Origin of the sequence: Tenacibaculum finnmarkense genomovar ulcerans (genome assembly GCF_900239495.1) — a bacterium.
GTDB lineage: Bacteria > Bacteroidota > Bacteroidia > Flavobacteriales > Flavobacteriaceae > Polaribacter > Polaribacter ulcerans.
This window is the reverse complement of sequence record NZ_OENE01000025.1, coordinates 154360-171480: the sequence shown is the minus strand read 5'-3', so window position 1 is coordinate 171480 and position 17121 is coordinate 154360. Positions and strand designations below refer to the sequence as shown.

19 protein-coding genes are annotated in these 17121 nt (G+C 30.3%); 7 read left to right on the top strand and 12 right to left on the bottom strand.

Annotated features, from left to right (window positions below; all coding sequences use genetic code 11):
* Positions 1-415: 415 nt before the first annotated feature.
* From DPIF8902391_RS08930 to DPIF8902391_RS08920, 3 genes are read right to left on the bottom strand one after another with little or no spacing between them, the layout of a single operon-like run.
* A complete protein-coding gene (locus DPIF8902391_RS08930) occupies positions 416-565 on the bottom strand; it encodes a hypothetical protein (protein WP_172505602.1) in 150 nt (49 codons plus the stop codon).
* A gap of 2 nt (positions 566-567) precedes the next feature.
* Entirely contained in the window at positions 568-924 is a 357-nt protein-coding gene (locus DPIF8902391_RS08925) for a hypothetical protein (protein WP_172505601.1), read from the bottom strand.
* Positions 925-926: 2 nt separating this feature from the next.
* Positions 927-1064 (bottom strand): hypothetical protein, encoded by a 138-nt coding sequence (locus DPIF8902391_RS08920; protein ID WP_172505600.1) that lies wholly within the window; start codon positions 1062-1064, stop codon positions 927-929.
* Positions 1065-1209: 145 nt separating this feature from the next.
* On the opposite strand from DPIF8902391_RS08920, the gene DPIF8902391_RS08915 reads away from it, so the two are divergent.
* Entirely contained in the window at positions 1210-1497 is a 288-nt protein-coding gene (locus tag DPIF8902391_RS08915; protein ID WP_172505599.1) for a helix-turn-helix transcriptional regulator, read from the top strand.
* A gap of 1173 nt (positions 1498-2670) precedes the next feature.
* On the opposite strand, the gene DPIF8902391_RS08910 is transcribed toward DPIF8902391_RS08915, so the two are convergent.
* Positions 2671-3951: a tyrosine-type recombinase/integrase gene (locus DPIF8902391_RS08910; RefSeq protein WP_172505598.1), complete on the bottom strand. Its 1281-nt coding sequence runs from the start codon at positions 3949-3951 to the stop codon at positions 2671-2673.
* A 275-nt stretch (positions 3952-4226) separates the two neighbouring features.
* Positions 4227-4859: a Crp/Fnr family transcriptional regulator gene (locus DPIF8902391_RS08905; protein ID WP_172505597.1), complete on the bottom strand. Its 633-nt coding sequence runs from the start codon at positions 4857-4859 to the stop codon at positions 4227-4229.
* Positions 4860-4997: 138 nt separating this feature from the next.
* Here DPIF8902391_RS08905 and DPIF8902391_RS08900 point away from each other — a divergent pair, with 138 nt between their 5' ends.
* Positions 4998-5417, top strand: a complete 420-nt coding sequence (locus tag DPIF8902391_RS08900; RefSeq protein WP_058884191.1) for a CBS domain-containing protein — start codon at positions 4998-5000, stop codon at positions 5415-5417.
* Between the two features lie 255 nt (positions 5418-5672).
* On the opposite strand, the gene rpe is transcribed toward DPIF8902391_RS08900, so the two are convergent.
* Both rpe and DPIF8902391_RS08890 read right to left on the bottom strand, forming a co-directional pair.
* The gene (gene rpe, locus DPIF8902391_RS08895; RefSeq protein ID WP_172505596.1) at positions 5673-6329 is read right to left on the bottom strand and encodes a ribulose-phosphate 3-epimerase; all 657 of its coding nucleotides are present in this window, start codon (positions 6327-6329) and stop codon (positions 5673-5675) included.
* Between the two features lie 245 nt (positions 6330-6574).
* Positions 6575-7438, bottom strand: coding sequence for a sigma-70 family RNA polymerase sigma factor (locus DPIF8902391_RS08890; protein ID WP_058884193.1), 864 nt, complete (start codon positions 7436-7438; stop codon positions 6575-6577).
* A gap of 199 nt (positions 7439-7637) precedes the next feature.
* On the opposite strand from DPIF8902391_RS08890, the gene DPIF8902391_RS08885 reads away from it, so the two are divergent.
* The 4 genes from DPIF8902391_RS08885 to DPIF8902391_RS08870 all read left to right on the top strand — a co-directional run bounded on the left by DPIF8902391_RS08885 (position 7638) and on the right by DPIF8902391_RS08870 (position 10037).
* The gene (locus DPIF8902391_RS08885; RefSeq protein ID WP_058884194.1) at positions 7638-8204 is read left to right on the top strand and encodes an RNA polymerase sigma factor; all 567 of its coding nucleotides are present in this window, start codon (positions 7638-7640) and stop codon (positions 8202-8204) included.
* Between the two features lie 208 nt (positions 8205-8412).
* On the top strand, positions 8413-8982 hold the full coding sequence (locus DPIF8902391_RS08880) for an RNA polymerase sigma factor (RefSeq protein ID WP_101914570.1): 570 nt from the start codon (positions 8413-8415) through the stop codon (positions 8980-8982).
* A gap of 5 nt (positions 8983-8987) precedes the next feature.
* A complete protein-coding gene (locus DPIF8902391_RS08875) occupies positions 8988-9176 on the top strand; it encodes a hypothetical protein (protein ID WP_058884196.1) in 189 nt (62 codons plus the stop codon).
* A 39-nt stretch (positions 9177-9215) separates the two neighbouring features.
* The gene (locus tag DPIF8902391_RS08870; protein WP_058884197.1) at positions 9216-10037 is read left to right on the top strand and encodes a mechanosensitive ion channel family protein; all 822 of its coding nucleotides are present in this window, start codon (positions 9216-9218) and stop codon (positions 10035-10037) included.
* A gap of 253 nt (positions 10038-10290) precedes the next feature.
* On the opposite strand, the gene porT is transcribed toward DPIF8902391_RS08870, so the two are convergent.
* The 5 genes from porT to DPIF8902391_RS08845 form a co-directional block, all read right to left on the bottom strand.
* A complete protein-coding gene (gene porT / locus DPIF8902391_RS08865; RefSeq protein WP_172505595.1) occupies positions 10291-10992 on the bottom strand; it encodes a type IX secretion/gliding motility protein PorT/SprT in 702 nt (233 codons plus the stop codon).
* Between the two features lies 1 nt (position 10993).
* Entirely contained in the window at positions 10994-11722 is a 729-nt protein-coding gene (gene ubiE, locus DPIF8902391_RS08860; protein ID WP_058884199.1) for a bifunctional demethylmenaquinone methyltransferase/2-methoxy-6-polyprenyl-1,4-benzoquinol methylase UbiE, read from the bottom strand.
* 12 nt (positions 11723-11734) lie between these two features.
* The gene (locus DPIF8902391_RS08855; protein WP_058884200.1) at positions 11735-12628 is read right to left on the bottom strand and encodes a NifU family protein; all 894 of its coding nucleotides are present in this window, start codon (positions 12626-12628) and stop codon (positions 11735-11737) included.
* Between the two features lie 102 nt (positions 12629-12730).
* Complete coding sequence (locus DPIF8902391_RS08850; RefSeq protein WP_172505594.1) at positions 12731-14119, bottom strand: OmpP1/FadL family transporter; 1389 nt, start codon at positions 14117-14119, stop codon at positions 12731-12733.
* 44 nt (positions 14120-14163) lie between these two features.
* Positions 14164-15273, bottom strand: coding sequence for a hypothetical protein (locus tag DPIF8902391_RS08845; protein WP_172505593.1), 1110 nt, complete (start codon positions 15271-15273; stop codon positions 14164-14166).
* A gap of 146 nt (positions 15274-15419) precedes the next feature.
* On the opposite strand from DPIF8902391_RS08845, the gene proS reads away from it, so the two are divergent.
* Positions 15420-16898 (top strand): proline--tRNA ligase, encoded by a 1479-nt coding sequence (proS, locus tag DPIF8902391_RS08840; protein ID WP_058884203.1) that lies wholly within the window; start codon positions 15420-15422, stop codon positions 16896-16898.
* Positions 16899-17121: the final 223 nt, after the last annotated feature.

Below are 17121 nucleotides of genomic sequence, written 5' to 3'. Positions count from 1 at the left end.
GATTTAAAACGAAAAGTACATTTTTTGAGAAAAAAAAGAGGGGTGTTTTTTATAACTCGCTTATAATTAGGTTTTTAGGGTTGTTTTTAATGTTATTACACTCATCTTATAAGGCTTATAAGTGCATTTTTAACCGTTTAAAATGTTGCTTCACTTACTTTATAAGACTGAAAAAGTGCCAAAATTAGCAACCTAACTAAATGTTAAATTTTCGTTAAATGTTTAGCGTTTTTAATGGTTTTAAAGGATTTAAGGAATTAACACCAACTAATCAGATAAATAAATATCAATTCAAATAACAATAATAAAACAAGCATTTAATTAAGAATATCATAATTTAAAATATACCGTTTTAAATGCTTTTTAACTTTCAATTTGATGAGGTTCAGATTTGTTTTAATGCAATAATTTTACTTTATCTATTTTGATAAAAATCTAACCAATGCCACCCCATACAATAGCTAAAAACAATTTTATTAAATACTGATATTCTCTTTTTAACCTGTACGGTATCTAGGTTTTTACTGATAATATTTACTTTTTCTATTTTGATAATCTTTTTCATAATTACAGGCTTTTAACATTTTTAAAATCTTCTTTGTTGTAGCTTTTTTTTATCAATAAACCATCTAAGAACTGAAACGGTATTTTATCAACTAATTGCTTAGTAATTAAAGCCACATTCTGAATATCATTCGCACCTAAACCGTTTTCGGTTTCGCAATTTGTAGAAGATATAGCGTTTAACAAACTGCCTATATTATGCCCTAAATTTTCATAATGCCAAAACTCTAAGTTTATACTTATATGATTGCCGTCATTAGTCGGCTTTGCTGTAAAGCCCTCTAAAAGCTCACTATCTTCACGCTTTAATAGTTTGGTGTTTACTTCGGTAATTGTTGGGGTTTTTGCTGATGTACTCATAATTATAATTTTTGTCCTGTTAAAAATCGGTTTGCTAAAATTTCTAATTCCGTGCCTGTATGCAATGTTATTATTTTGCTTTTTTCAAGTTCTTTTATAAAATCGGCTAAATTCTCAATCATTTCTTTTTGTGTGTACATAGTATTATTATATAAAATCTAATTAATATCTATATTTATATGATGCAAATCTAATTACTAATTAGATAATAACCTAATTATTTATATTTTATTGATGGTAATACAAGTATTGATTGTATTTTAATATCTTTGTAAAAAATAAATTATGCAAATTTTAAGATTAAAAGAGTTGTTAAAAGAAAAAAGTGTATCGGGGAAAACTCTATCAGATATGGTAAATGTATCAGAAAATACAATCAGCTTTATTGTTACAGGAAAAACACAACCACGGTTTGAACTATTGTTAAAAATTGCCGATGTATTGGATGTAGATATAAAAGAGTTGTTTGTTTCTACAAAAGATGGTAGCAGTAAAATACAGGTTATTATTAACGATAAATTAAAAACCTTTGCCACTATTGAAGATTTTAAAATCTTTGCAAATTCAATTTAAGAACTATTTAAAAGCTATTTAAAAAGCCTTGCACAACTTGTGCGGGGCTTTTTTATTGGTTAAAAGATTTATATCAAATGAATAACTAAAAAACCTCATCTAAAATAAATACATTAATACTGCCAAGGGCTTTAATAAACAACAATAACAAAAAGGGGACGAATTAACCGTTTACATATTCGGTTAATTCGTCCCCTTTAACTAAATTAATTTTTTGAAGTAGATGTTTTCAATATTTTATCCGTGGGCAACAAATGAAGCTGAAGCAATCAAAGTTTTATCTTGAGTAGCTAAATGAATTTTCTGAAGTAGATGTTTTCAATGTTTTATCCGTGGGCAACAAATGAAGCTGAAGCAATCAAAGTTTTATCTTGAGTAGCTAAATGAATTTTCTGAAGTAGATGTTTTCAATGTTTTATCCGTGGGCAACAAATGAAGCTGAAGCAATCAAAGTTTTATCTTGAGTAACTAAATGAATATCTTAAAACCTCATCTAAAATAAATACATTAATACTGCCAAGGGCTTTAATAAACAACAATAACAAAATATACTATTGCTTTTTTACAATTGCTTAAATCGTTTGTTTTAGATGAGGTTTTAAAGTGTCCGTAAAAATACCCTGGACAAAGTTTTATCTTGAGTAATAAAATGAATTTTCTGAAGTAGATGTTTTCAATATTTTATCCGTGGGCAACAAATGAAGCTGAAGCAATCAAAGTTTTATCTTGAGTAGCTAAATTAATTTTCTGAAGTAGATGTTTTCAATGTTTTATCTTGAGTAATAAAATGAATTTTCTGAAGTAGATGTTTTCAATGTTTTATCCGTGGGCAACAAATGAAGCTGAAGCAATCAAAGTTTTATCTTGAGTAGCTAAATGAATTTTCTGAAGTAGATGTTTTCAATGTTTTATCCGTGGGCAACAAATGAAGCTGAAGCAATCAAAGTTTTATCTTGAGTAGCTAAATGAATATCTTAAAACCTCATCTAAAATAAATACATTCATACTGCCAAGGGCTTTAATAAACAACAATAACAAAATATACTATTGCTTTTTTACAATTGCTTAAATCGTTTGTTTTGATGAGGTTTTTAAATGAACTCTCGGAAGTAGATATTTATGTAATATATAAAAACCTAAAATGCTTGTAATATATTTTAACCATAATTGTAACTATTTAGCCAATCTTAGCGGGGCTTTTGTTGGATTTTCTTTTTCTTGCTGATTGTATAATTTCTGTAAATTATCAGCGTGTCTTGTTGATGTAACTTTTATATATTTTAAAAACTCTTTTTCTGTTTTATGCCCTGTTATGCCCATTATTGTACTATTGTCAATTTTACCGTATAAGTTAGTAGCAAATGAACGCCTGCAAGTATGCGAGGTTATTAATTCACACTTTGGAAAATTACCAAATTCTTTACGCTTTGTTTTTGGGTTTTGTTTCCCACCCTCTACAATTTGAGTAATACCAACCTTTAAACATATTTCTTTTATATAATCGTTAAAACGTTGGTCTGATATTGCTTTCGGAAATTCTCCATTATTTCGGGCTAAAATATATTTAACTTGCTGATGTAATGGTACTACAACTGTCGCCCCTGTTTTTTGGGTTTTAATGGTAATCATATCGTTAGCAATATCTTTTTTATTTAATCGCATAATATCAGAAACACGCAAACCTGTACGTGTGCCGATAATTAACAAGTTACGAGCGTTTAGCAGTCTTAAATTATCATTAAAATTAAACTCAAATATTTTATTAATTTCTGTATTTGTCAAATAAACATCCTTAGTTTCGTTTGTCATTCCTTTAAAATCTGACAAATCAATATTACAAAAGCCCCTTTTATTGGCATCATTCAGCCACATTTTAAGCCCTCTTATTTTCGTTCCTGTTGTATTTTGTGTATAACCTTTTTTATTAATACAGAAACTTACAAACTCCTTATAAAAGTTGTAATTTATTTCTTTTAATTGGATATTTCTTTTTAAATGTTTTTCAAAAGAAATCAATGTATTTAAAATACTTTTATTTTTTCGCTTAGTTCCGTCAGTAATTGGTTTACCTGTTTGCTTGTTTAGGGTTTCAGTAGCTATGTAGTAGTTAATCCAATCAATTAAGAATTTTTTATACTTGTCGCCATCTTCTACACGATTAAAAAACTTATCTACATTATTTTTTAACCAACCTTTATAAAAATGATTGTCATTTGCTACTGTATAATTATAAGAATCTGTTAAGTACTCGCTTAGTACCGATAATTTTTTATTTATATCGGTACGGTTCTTAATGGTACTTTTATTTTTAAGTTTTTGGTATGTATTAGAAAAATCGCCTTTATTTATTTTAAAACCTGTAGAAGTACTCTCATCTAATTTTTTACTAATCCAAACACGGACGTATATTTTCTGATTTTGGTAATTTTCACGAACAAAAAATTTAACTTTCATAACAAACATTTTTACAGGGGCTAAATTAGTGTTATTCCGAAATAATCCCGAAAAAAATTTAACTTATTGTAATTTATGTTAATCTAACTTAATGCTTTTTTGGTTTGGAATTAACTATAAGTAGTTAATTTTACTAGGTTTGTAGTGTTTTTAGTTCAATTGCTGATTATTACAAATTAAGCGGGTTCTGTTCTCTTCGCAGTCACAAAAATAAAATGCAATAATCTTATTTACAGATTATTGCATTTTTTGTTTATTGAAATAAAATAAAAAAATTAAAGCTCTAATATTTTTATTTGATTTCGATGTAATTTAATTTTTGATTCTCTTTCTAGCGCTTTTAAAAGTCGAGAAATTACAACTCTTGAGGTGTGTAAATCGTTGGCAACTTGTAGGTGAGTAACATTTAAAACATCATTTCCAATAACCATTGCTTTATCTTTTAAGTATTTTAATAAACGGTCGTTCATGTTTAAAAAAGCGATAGAATCGACTGCTTCAATAAATTCATTAAGCCTTGATTGATAGCTTTGTAAAATATATTCTTGCCAGCTTTTATATTTAGTAAACCATTCCGACATTTTAGTTTTCGGAATCATTAACACCGTAACATCGGTTTCGGTAACGGCTTTAATTTTACTTTTGGTTTCGCTGATACAACAGGAAAGTGTCATAGCACAGGTATCGCCTTTTTCAATGTAGTACAACACCAATTCATCGCCGTTTTTGTCTTCTCTTAAAACTTTAATTGCACCGCTAAGAATTAACGGAATAGAAAAGATAGCGCTATCGGCATCAATGATTACCGTATTTTCTTTAAACTCTTTATATACCGCTACGCTAGCTATTTGTTCAAGCAAAGCATCTTCAAATAAATAGCCGTAATGTTGTTGTAGTTTTTCTATCAATTTTAATGATTTTTTAGCCGATAATTTACAAAAAAATAAAAGAATAATAGCTGATTTTAGTTTGCTTTTAAATTGATTTAATTGCTGAAATTTATACTGATAAATAAATAATAAGCAATACTTAAAAAATAAAATACGATGAATAAAAACACAAAAGTTTCAGAAATAATGACTAAAAATGTACTTACTTTAAGTACTTCGGATGATTTAATGACAGCAGAAAAGTTGTTTAAAAAAGAAAAAATACGACATATTCCTGTTGTTGCCGATTCAAAAATAAAAGGAATGTTAAGTTATACCGATTTATTAAGAATCAGTTTTGCTGATGCTGTTTATGATGATCAAGAGCAGGTAGATGCTGTGGTTTATAATATGTTTACCATTGAACAGGTAATGGCAAAAAATTTAGTGACCGTTACTGCGTGTTGTACTATAAAAGAAGTGGCTGAAATTTTAGCAAAAAAAGAATTTCACGCGTTGCCTGTTGTTGAGAACAATGAATTGGTAGGAATTGTTACGAGTACCGATTTAATTAATTATCTACTAGCACAGTTTTAAAAAAGGGATGTTTTTAAATTTCAAAAAATAAAATTTTTAAAGCCTGTTTAAAAATTAAATAGACTGTCAGTTCGAGTGATTTTTTTCTTTCAAATTCTTTTTAGTGATTAAAATCACTCGAATTGACAATAATCATCAAAAAAAGCTAAAAAAATACGGCAAATCAGGATGCGAAACTCAAATAAATTTAGCTTGACCGATTCGATTTCTTATTTTTTGTTACAAAACTTTTTTAAATGAAGTTTAAACAGGTTTTTAATTAATCAAATTCTTTAAATTTTCAATAGTTTCTGTAGGGTTTTCACTTTTAAAAACATAGCTACCCGCCACTAAAACATCGGCACCAGCTTCAATAAGTTGATTGGCATTTTTATCGGTTACACCACCGTCAATTTCTATTTTACATTCAGAATTTGAAAATTCAATTAAATGTTTTAATTGACTTACTTTTTTATAAGTATTCTCAATAAATGATTGTCCTCCAAAACCAGGATTTACACTCATTATACAAACCATATCTAAATCTTGAATAACATCTTCTAAAACAGAAATAGGTGTGTGTGGATTTAATGCAACACCAGCTTTCATACCAGCTGCTTTTATTGCCTGAATAGTTCTGTGTAAATGAGTACAAGCTTCATAATGTACAGTTAAAATATTTGCTCCTAAATCGGCAAAAGTTTGAATGTATTGATCAGGATTAACAATCATTAAATGTACATCGATTGTTTTTTTTGCGTGTTTTGCTATTGCTTTTAAAACAGGCATTCCAAAAGATATATTTGGAACAAATACACCATCCATAATATCAATATGAAACCAATCAGCTTCACTATTATTTACCATTTCGATGTCTCTTTGTAAGTTAGCAAAATCTGCTGCTAAAACTGAAGGTGCAATTAAATTACTCATTGGTTTATTGTTGTGTTGTTATTTTAGTGCAAAGATAATTAATTAGTCTTAAAAATGTTATTACTGATTTTAAAAATGGTGTTAATCAATAAGTTGTTTTGTTAAGATGTTTAGCCCTGATTGCAGCGGCATCCTTTTTTGAAGGATGAAAAAAAGATACAGCGCAAAGCAGGAATTAGCTCCAAAAAAAACTCCCAAAAATGAATTTGAGAGTTTTAGTATTTTATCTAAAAAAACTGAGATTGTTATCCTAAGTAAGTCATTAAAATTTTACTACGAGAAGTGTGTTTTAATCTGCGGATTGCTTTTTCTTTAATCTGACGAACACGCTCACGAGTTAAATCGAAAGTTTCTCCAATTTCTTCAAGAGTCATTGGTTGGTGTTCTCCTAATCCGAAGTATAATTTTACAACATCAGCCTCACGAGGAGTTAAGGTTTCTAAAGCACGGTTAATTTCAATACGTAACGATTCGTGTAATAAAGTTCTGTCAGGATTTGGTGATTCACCTGAATTTAATACATCGTATAAATTAGAATCTTCACCCTCAATTAAAGGAGCATCCATTGATACGTGACGACCAGAATTTTTCATTGATTCTTTTACGTCATTCACGGTCATGTCTAACTTTTTGGCAATTTCTTCAGGACTTGGAGGTCTTTCGTTTTCTTGCTCTAAAAAGGCGTACATTTTGTTAATTTTATTGATAGAACCAATTTTATTTAACGGTAAACGTACAATACGAGATTGTTCTGCTAATGCTTGTAATATTGATTGACGAATCCACCATACAGCGTATGAAATAAATTTAAAACCACGAGTTTCATCAAAACGTTTTGCCGCTTTAATTAATCCTAAATTACCTTCGTTAATTAAATCGGGTAAAGTTAATCCTTGGTTTTGGTATTGTTTTGCTACAGAAACAACGAAACGTAAGTTTGCTTTAGTTAATTTTTCTAAGGCTCTTTGGTCACCAGCTTTAATTCTTTGTGCTAATTCTACTTCTTCATCAGCAGTAATTAAATCTACTTTTCCTATTTCTTGTAAATATTTATCTAAGGAAGCAGTTTCTCTATTGGTAACCTGTTTGGTAATTTTAAGTTGTCTCATCTAATTTAAGGGGTATTATTGATTCATCAATCGCTCTACACTATATTATACGTAGGATGCCCTGATAATGTTACAAAAAAGTAATTATTTTTTTTAAAAGATAGTTTGCTACCTTTCATCTACATAAAAGGTTGTTTTGTCTTGTCTAAAAATTTAAAAGAGGATTATTTCTTTAATTTACAGTATAAATACAGTCATTATGAACGCAATAGCTACAAAAATTACAGATGAAGAGTTAGTTTACCAAATTGTTCGTACTAATAATACGGCTTTATTCGGTGTATTATACAATCGATTTTCAAGAATGATTTTTTATAAATGTTATGGGTTTTCTAAAAATAAACAGGAAGCGGAAGATTTAATGCACGATGTTTTTATCAGATTATTTATTAAATTAAAAACATTTAAAGGAACATCTAAATTTTCGGTGTGGTTGTATTCTTTTACATATAATTTTTGTGTAAATTATGTACAGCGAAATAACTATAAAAAGAATGAAAAAATTACTGTTTTAACAGATGAAATTAAAGACCAAAATATTAAAGATGAAAAAGAAGGTGCTTTATTTTTAGAGTTAAAATCAATTCGATTGGCAAAAGCATTTCGTATGATTGCGGCTTCTGAAAAGATGATTTTGCTAATGAAATATCAAGATGATATGAGTATTAAAGAAATATCAAATACATTAAATATAGGAAATAGTGCTGTGAAAATGCGTTTAAAACGTGCTAAAGATAAAATTTCAGAAATTTATAAAGACCTGTAATTGTTTGTTTTAATACTATCTTTTTATGCTGATTAGCGTCTGTTCTTATAGCGTTAAAATTAATCGATATTTTTTGTTATTTAAAAGCCAATATCATTTAAAGAATTATTAAATTAGCTCTTTGATAAAAGAATGAAAGTGACCTTTTAAAATAAAAGTGTCTTACTAATTGTAAGTCGAACTATACATTAATAACTAAACTTAGCTGTTGAAAAGTATTGATATTACAAAACTAAGCGATGAAGAGCTGGTTAGTAAAATAGTAGAAAAAAATGATAGTCATTTATTCGCTGTTTTATATGACCGTTATGCGGGTGTGGTGTATAATAAATGTTATGGTTTTTCTAAAAATAAAGAAGAAGCACAAGATTTAACACATGATGTATTTATTCGTTTGTTTGTAAAATTAAGAACTTTTAAAGGAAGGTCAAAATTTTCTACTTGGCTGTATTCTTTTACTTATAATTTCTGTGTAAACTATGTGCAAAGAAATAAAGAGAAGAAAAAAGAAAAAGTTACCGTTGTTACTGATCAAATAAAGGAAGATAGTAATGAAGATGAAATTGACGATGCTGAATTATTTGAACTAAAGGCTGATAAACTAGCAAAAGTACTTGAAATGATACCTGCTCCTGAAAAAATGATTTTATTAATGAAATATCAAGATGATATGAGCATTAAAGAAATTTCAGAGGCATTGAGTTTGGGTGATAGTGCTGTAAAAATGCGTTTAAAAAGAGCCAAAGAAAAAGTTATAAGAGTATATAACACACTGTGATAATTATGGAAAATCCATTTAAGAAAATATTACATAACGAAGAATTGCCTGAGGTACTTAAAAGCAAAGTACTTAAAGATGTGGCAATGATAAAGCTGTCTATAGATATAGCCGATTTATTTGTGGTAAAATACCCAAGTACAATTGCTGATTTATTAGGGGGTGGTGTGTCTAAAAAAGAACCGAAAAATTAATAAATAACACTAAGAATAAAATTAAATAATAACAGCATCATGAATGTATTAAATATTGATATTTTAGAACCTTTTAAAGATGTTTTTAAAAATATTATTGATTCGTTACCAACTGTACTTGGGTTTATTGGCTTTGTAATTTTAGCTTGGTTAATTATTAAAGTTTTCCTGTATATTGTAAGAAAAGGATTGTCTAAAACAAAAATTGATGAATGGTCTAAAAAACTAAGTAAAACAGAAATTTTTGGTAATTCAACCATCAATATTGTATTAACCACTGTAATACTTACTGTGTTAAAATGGTTTTTAATACTAACATTTGTTATGGCAGGTTCAACTATTTTTGGGCTTGAATCTGTATCAGAAGGTATCAAAAGTTTTTTTGCTTATTTACCTAAATTATTAACAGCACTCGGAATTTTTGTAGCGGGTGTTTATTTAGGAACTGTTGTTAAAAAAGCAACCCAAACCATGTTTAAATCTTTAGAAATTTCTGGAGGTAATTTGGTTGGAAACATTGCTTTTTATTTAATCGTAGTTTTTTTATCGATAACAGCATTAGATCAGGCAGGGGTTGACACCTCAGTAATAAAAAGTAATTTAACACTTTTAATCGGTTCTGTTCTTTTAGCATTTACTTTAGCCTTTGGTTTAGGGGCTAAAGAAGTTGTAGTTCGATTGCTTTATGGCTATTATTCTAGGAAAAATGTGGGTATTGGAAAAAAAGTAACTATTGGCGATGTTAAAGGTGTTGTAACCGCAATTGATAATATTTGTTTAACTGTTACAACAACTCAAGGGAACGTGGTTTTTCCAATTAAAGAAGTGGTAGATAGTAAAATAGTTGTTGAAAATGAGTAGTTTATAACTTTTTGTTTTATATTTGCTTTCTGACTTATTAAAAGAAAATAAATGATAGATTTCGGGGGACTTCTATCTTATAGATAAAGACATTTATTGTTCTTTATCATAATGACCATCGATAAGATGGTCATTTTTTTTGTTATTATATGTGACTTATAAGATAAATAAGTGTCTTATAAGTGTAGGGTAGATTTCGGGGGACTTCTATCTTTATAAAAAAGCCACTGTTTTATGAACAGTGGCTTTTTAATTATTCAAACGATAGGTGTAAAAATACACCTCGTGTACCTAGGTAATCAAGGGGGTCTGTCCATTGACTAGGTGAATTGTTATCAGGTATGAGTTCGTTATTAATAGCGAAAACACCTCTAATAGAAGGTGATAATTTAAAGTAACTTAAATAGAGGTCAATACCAATACCTATTTCGTACAGTACATTACTTGTGGTGGTTCTGAACTCACCAACAGCATTGTCATCACCATTTTTTTCATTACTAGAAAAATTATAATCATATGATATTCCTCCTAGTACATAAGGGCGTATATTATTAAGCCTATTAGTACTCATTTTTAGTAGTAAAGACAAGTGTAAATAGGTAGCGCTAACTTCTCTGGTATGTACATTTTCTGTTCCAGGAATGTGCTTAAAAAACAAGGTCTTTGTGTTTGACATTAACCCTGGTTCAAATCGTAAGTTTAAATTATTATGTAATTTTAAATCAGCAATTAAACCAACGTTAAACCCTAGCGAACTTGATACCTCAACTTCAGCATTGTTAAAAGCACTAGGCTTGTAACTTACTTTATAGCCGTTATTGTTTAGCCCTAAGTAAAAACCATAATGAAAAATATGTTCATCAAAACTAGGAAGATTTAATATTTTTTCACGTTGCGCTTGAAGGCAAAGGGTAAAAAATCCGAAAAATGCGAAAAGTAAAATTTTTTTTAACATATTATTTAAAAGCGGTGTAAATTGATGCAACTCCAAAAGTTACAGGTACATTATTTACATTGTTAAACCCGTTTTTCTGTAAAATATTGTTAAAAGCTTCACCAAAAGGAAAAGAATTTGCGCTTTCTGATAAATAAGAGTACGCTACTTTATCTTTTGAAAATAGTTTACCAATAATAGGTAGTAAAACATTGGTATGAAACTGATACCCTTGTTTAAACGGAAACTTAGTAGGATTTGAAGTTTCTAAGATAACTAATTTTCCGCCAGTTTTTAAAACACGGCGTATTTCAGTTAATCCTTTGTCTAGATGTTCAAAATTTCGAACTCCAAAAGAAACCGTTATTGCATCAAAAGTATCATTATCAAAAGGCATTTTTTCACTATCGCCAACAATCATTTCTATTTTATCGGTTAAGTTAGCTTTGGCAATTTTTTGTTTACCAACGGCTAACATTCCCGCAGAAATATCTAAACCTACAATTCTATCAGGGTTTAAACCCGCCATCATTAAGGCTAAATCACCAGTACCAGTAGCGATATCTAAAATTTGTTTCGGATTATTTTCACCGACTAATTTTACTACTTTTTTTCGCCAGCTAACATCAATTCCTAAAGAGATAACACGGTTTAAGCCGTCGTAATCTTCAGAAATATTGTCAAACATTTTGGCTACTTGTTCTTTTTTTCCTAAGTCAGAATCTTTGTATGGTTTGATTGTTTTAGACATCTTTTTTATAAATTATCCGTTAATAGCAACTACTTGATTAATTTTATTAGGCAACATATCTTTAAGCATGGTTTCAATACCGTTTTTTAAAGTTACCGTTGATGAAGGGCAACCGCTACAAGCACCCTGTAATATTACACTAACTATTTTAGTGTCTTTATTGTACGATTGAAAGGCGATATTTCCACCATCAGAAGCTACGGCTGGTTTAATGTATTCATCTAAAATAGCAACAATTTCAGCTTCGGTAGCTGTTAAATCTTCCTTCGGAATTTCAACATTTTCTTTGGTTTGTTGCTTTGGAAGTTCTTTAATAATTGTTTTTCCTTCTTGAATATAAGTTCTAATAAAAGAGCGAATTTCTTGATGTACTTCATTCCATTCAATCATGTCATATTTTGTAATAGACACGTAATTTTCAGAAATAAAAATTTCTTTTACAAACGAAAAACCAAATAATTCTTGCGCTAAAGGCGATGATTTACTAGCTTCTTCAATGTTTTTAAATTCAACATCTGTTTGAGTAAGTGCTTTGTTAGATCCGAATTTCATAACCGAAGGATTCGGAGTAACTTCAGCATATACTTCAACAGCATCTTTTTTAGTACTTACTTCTTCTACTAATTTATTACCCTCTTTTAAATAGTTTTCAATTTGTTCACGTAATTCTTCTTCTACGTCTTCCCACTGCACAATGTCATAACGCTGAACTGCGATGAAATTTGCGGTAATTAAAATCTTCTTTACAAAAGGAAGGTAAAAAAGTTGTTGTGCTAAAGGAGAGTTTTTAGCTTCGTCTATATTATTAAACTCATAACTACCACCGTTTACTAAAATTGTACTACTTGTAAATTTTAAAATAGTTTCGTTATTTGTTTCTTGTATGCTTATTTTTATCGTGCTCATAAGTTGTAAAATGAAGTGCAAAATTACGGTAAAAAACTGAGATATATGTATATAAAAAACCCTGCAAAAGCAGGATTTGAATATAAGTTGTTACGACTATCTTTATAAATTAAAGGTTAGCGTTGCCGAAATTTTAGAAGTTTTGTTATCTGTAGTTAAATCGCCAGTGTTATAGATGGTGTAAAATTGCTTTATTTGCTGTTTAGAATACGCTAAATCTATTTTTGTGTTTCCAAAATTATAGCCTAAACCTGTTGAAAAACCGCTTAAATTATCTTTATTTGTATTACCACCTAAAATAAGGTTTGGATTTTTTTCATAACGATAACCACCACGAACACTTATGTTGTCAAAACGCCATTCTGTACCAATATTTAAAGCATGTGTATTTCGATAATTATTGGTGAAGTTGGCATTTTCTACAGAAAAATTACCATCACTAAGTTTGATGTTTTTGTAATTTTTATAGGTATAATCAATACTAATTAATCCTTTTTTACCAAAAACGTACGCACCACTAGCGGTAATTCTGCTAGGAGTTTTAAAGCGGTAAACATTTTCTTGAAAAGGATTATCGCTTTCTAAACGCTCTCCATTATTAATATTTGGTGTTGTTAAATCAAAATATCCTTTGTAATTTTGATACACAAAATCATCTTCATCGTAAGGTACTAAATTACTGTTTTCATAAACTTCATGATACCAAGTAGGTGTTTCAAAAGCCAATCCTAAACGTAAATTTTGATTAAACTTATAAATAAACCCAAGATTTAAGGAAAACCCATTCGAATCAAAAGAACTATCTTGAACATTAAACGCATCTAAGGTGTTTCCGTGGGTATCGTTATTAAACTCATTGATTTTAATAAGTTGGGTAAAATTAATTTTATGGAAATTTAAGGTAGCTCCAACGGATAATTTATTCAAATGAACAGCAGAAAATCCGAAGCTGTAAACGCTACTTTTTCCAGTAGTTTCGTTTTCAATAAACTGTTCCTGCGGATAGTCAAAAATGATGGAAGGATCGGTAAGATGCTCTGTAAAATACGCATCGCCACTATTTCCTTGTGCATTATAGGTACTGTTAAAATCTTTTTTTATTCGATAATTAACACTTAGCGCAAACCGATTCCAATTAGAATTATAAGCGCTATCAAAAGCTAAAATTGCGCCAGCTTGACTCAGGTTAAATTCGGTGTTTTCAGTATTGGCTTTATTGCCATAATACATAGAAGAGTAGGTGGTATTTCGATTACTTAACGTTGCCGATACAACACTTTTTCGGCTAACAACAGCACCTGCAGGGTTAATTCCTATGGCAGAAACATCGCCACCTAACGCACCAAAAGCGCCACTCATTGCTTCAAAACGAGCCGTTCCGTTGGTATCATCTCCTGAAAACAAAGTTCCTAATTCATTGTAATTTAATGATTGTGAAAAACCAGTATATGTACTAGCGATAAGTATCGCAAAAGTTAAAATTCGTTTCATTTTTTGTTAATTAGTTTAAAAACCTACCTAGAAAGTTACTTCAATTAGCGCCTGTTATTAGTTGATCTTCTGCTATTAGACGACCTATTAGTATTGTTATTACTACTTCTTGAATACGTTGAATTACTACGAGAGTTTCTTGATGTTGTTGGTCTGTTATAACTTTTAGTGTTGCTATTACTGTTTCTTCTTGAATACGTTGAATTGCTGCGAGAGTTTTTAGTTGTTCGAGTACTTCTTGTATTGCGGTTTATTTTATTGGCATTTCTAGAAGGTGTGTATTTTCTAGTAGAATTACCACGAGTTGTTCGTGTATTTCTAGTATTTCGGGTGTTTCTTGTATTCGTAGTATTTCTAGTGTTTTTAGAACTTCTTATATTTCTGTATGAACGATTGTTTCTACTAGCATTTGTATTTCTTCTATAGCTTTTTGTATTTCTTCTTGAAGTAGTTGCAATTCTTCTATATTTTGATGCTGCTCTGTAACTTCTATAAGGGTTCGAACCGTTGTGACGGCTGTAATAACGGTTATAGTTACTGTAAGAGTTGCGTCTGTAGTATGGGTAATAATAAGGGTTGTTGTAATAACTATTATAAGGGTTATTATAATAATTCATTCCGTAATAACCACGGTTATAAAACCCGTAATTATAAGAATTTCCGTAGGCATAATACCTTGAACGCCACCAAGGTCTGTTATTATAACCATAATAACCATCCCAATTATTATAGTAGCCCCATTGAGGTGCTGTATTTACATGAATTACAACATCGGTATTATTATTTTTGTTGTACCCCCAAGGTTCATTACTTGTATAGTTATTTTGAGTATCATCATTTCTAATATCCTGATCAGCATTAAAAGGTGCTTCTTCAGAGGCATATTGCTCAATATCAGTAAAAATATCGGTGTCATTTAAAACCCCTAAACGCTCCACTTCCTTGGTGAAATAGTTTTCTTTGGGAGCCTTATATTCTTTAGTTTTCGCAACAATAATAGTACGTTGTGGCTTTTGAATAGGTTTGTCATCGGCATAAATACCATCATCATTATTGGCAACGGTTTGCATTGTTCCGCATGAAACAATTGTAGCTGACATCAATAATAAAAGTAGGTAAAAAGCAAGCTTGGTGTGGCTATATTGGAACTTCATGGCTTAAAATTTAAGGTTATAAAAACTAATTGGGAAACTGGGGTACAAAATACGATTTCTTTGTTGGGCAAGTAGCCTTTTTAATGTAGTTTTGCATAGACAATTTACGCATAAAATATAACAATATTTATGCCAAACTTTTGATTATGAGCAAACATTTAACAAAAAGAGACGAAGATTATTCGAAATGGTATAACGAATTAGTGGTAAAAGCTGATTTAGCTGAAAACTCAGCCGTTAGAGGATGTATGGTTATAAAACCCTACGGATTTGCTATTTGGGAAAACATGCAAGCAGAATTAAATAGAATGTTTAAAGAAACAGGGCATGAAAATGCTTATTTCCCATTACTTGTACCCAAAAGTTTATTTGAAGCAGAAGAGAAAAATGCCGAAGGATTTGCGAAAGAATGTGCCGTTGTAACACATTATCGTTTAGAAAACGACCCAGAGAACAAAGGGAAATTAAGAGTAGATCCGAATGCAAAATTAGAAGAAGAATTAGTAATTCGCCCAACATCCGAAGCAATTATTTGGAACACCTATAAAGGATGGATTCAGTCATACCGTGACTTACCATTATTAATAAACCAATGGGCAAATGTAATGCGTTGGGAAATGCGTACTCGTTTATTTTTGCGTACCGCCGAATTTTTATGGCAAGAAGGGCACACCGCACACGCCACAAAAACCGAAGCAGTAGCTGAAGCAAAACAAATGCAAGAAGTATATGCAACCTTTGCGCAAGATTTTATGGCGATGCCTGTAATAAAAGGAGCAAAATCAGCAAGCGAACGTTTTGCAGGAGCCGAAGACACCTTAACCATTGAAGCATTAATGCAAGACGGTAAAGCCTTACAAGCGGGAACATCTCACTTTTTAGGGCAGAATTTTGCCAAAGCATTTGATGTAAAATATACATCAAAAGAAGGAAAGAAAGAATACGTTTGGGCAACTTCTTGGGGAGTTTCAACCCGTTTAATCGGTGGATTAATTATGACACATTCCGATGATGCAGGTTTAGTTTTACCTCCAAAATTAGCGCCTATCCAAGTGGTAATCGTTCCTATATATAAAGGAGACGACCAATTAGAAGCAATTTCTGAAAAAGTAAATGTAATTGTAAAAGAATTACGTAAAAAAGGCGTTTCAGTAAAGTTTGATACCAGAGACACCTACCGACCAGGTGCAAAATTTGCCGAATACGAATTAAAAGGAGTTCCTGTGCGAGTAGCCATGGGAAATCGTGATTTACAAAACGGAACCGTTGAGGTGGCTCGTCGTGATACTTTTGATAAACAAACCGTTGCTATTGATGGTGTTGTTGATTTTATCGCTAATTTATTAGAAGAAATTCAAGACAACTTATATCAAAGAGCGTTGAATTTCAGAGCAAACAATACGACCGAAGTAACCACTTTTGATGAGTTTAAAGACGTTATTGAAAACAAGGGAGGCTTTGTTTTAGCGCACTGGGACGGAACCGAAGAAACTGAAGAAAAAATTAAAGACCTTACCAAAGCAACTATTAGGTGTATTCCTAACGATGCCAAAGAAGAGGCAGGAACTTGTATTTTTACAGGAAATCCATCTACTAAAAAAGTGCTTTTCGCTAAGGCATATTAATATAAAAACACTTATTATTTAAAAATCCTGCTTCGGTAGGATTTTTTTTTGAAGCAATTTCCCGCTTTGCGCACTCGCTTTTTTTATTTTTTCGAAAAGAAAAATAAAAAAGAGCTCAAACAATTGCTTCAATCGGGGCTAGGCATTTGTGCTTGTTTTTAAAAATTGTACAAAAAGAATAGAACCTGAACCTTTATAACTTGTTTAAAAATTAAATAAAGAC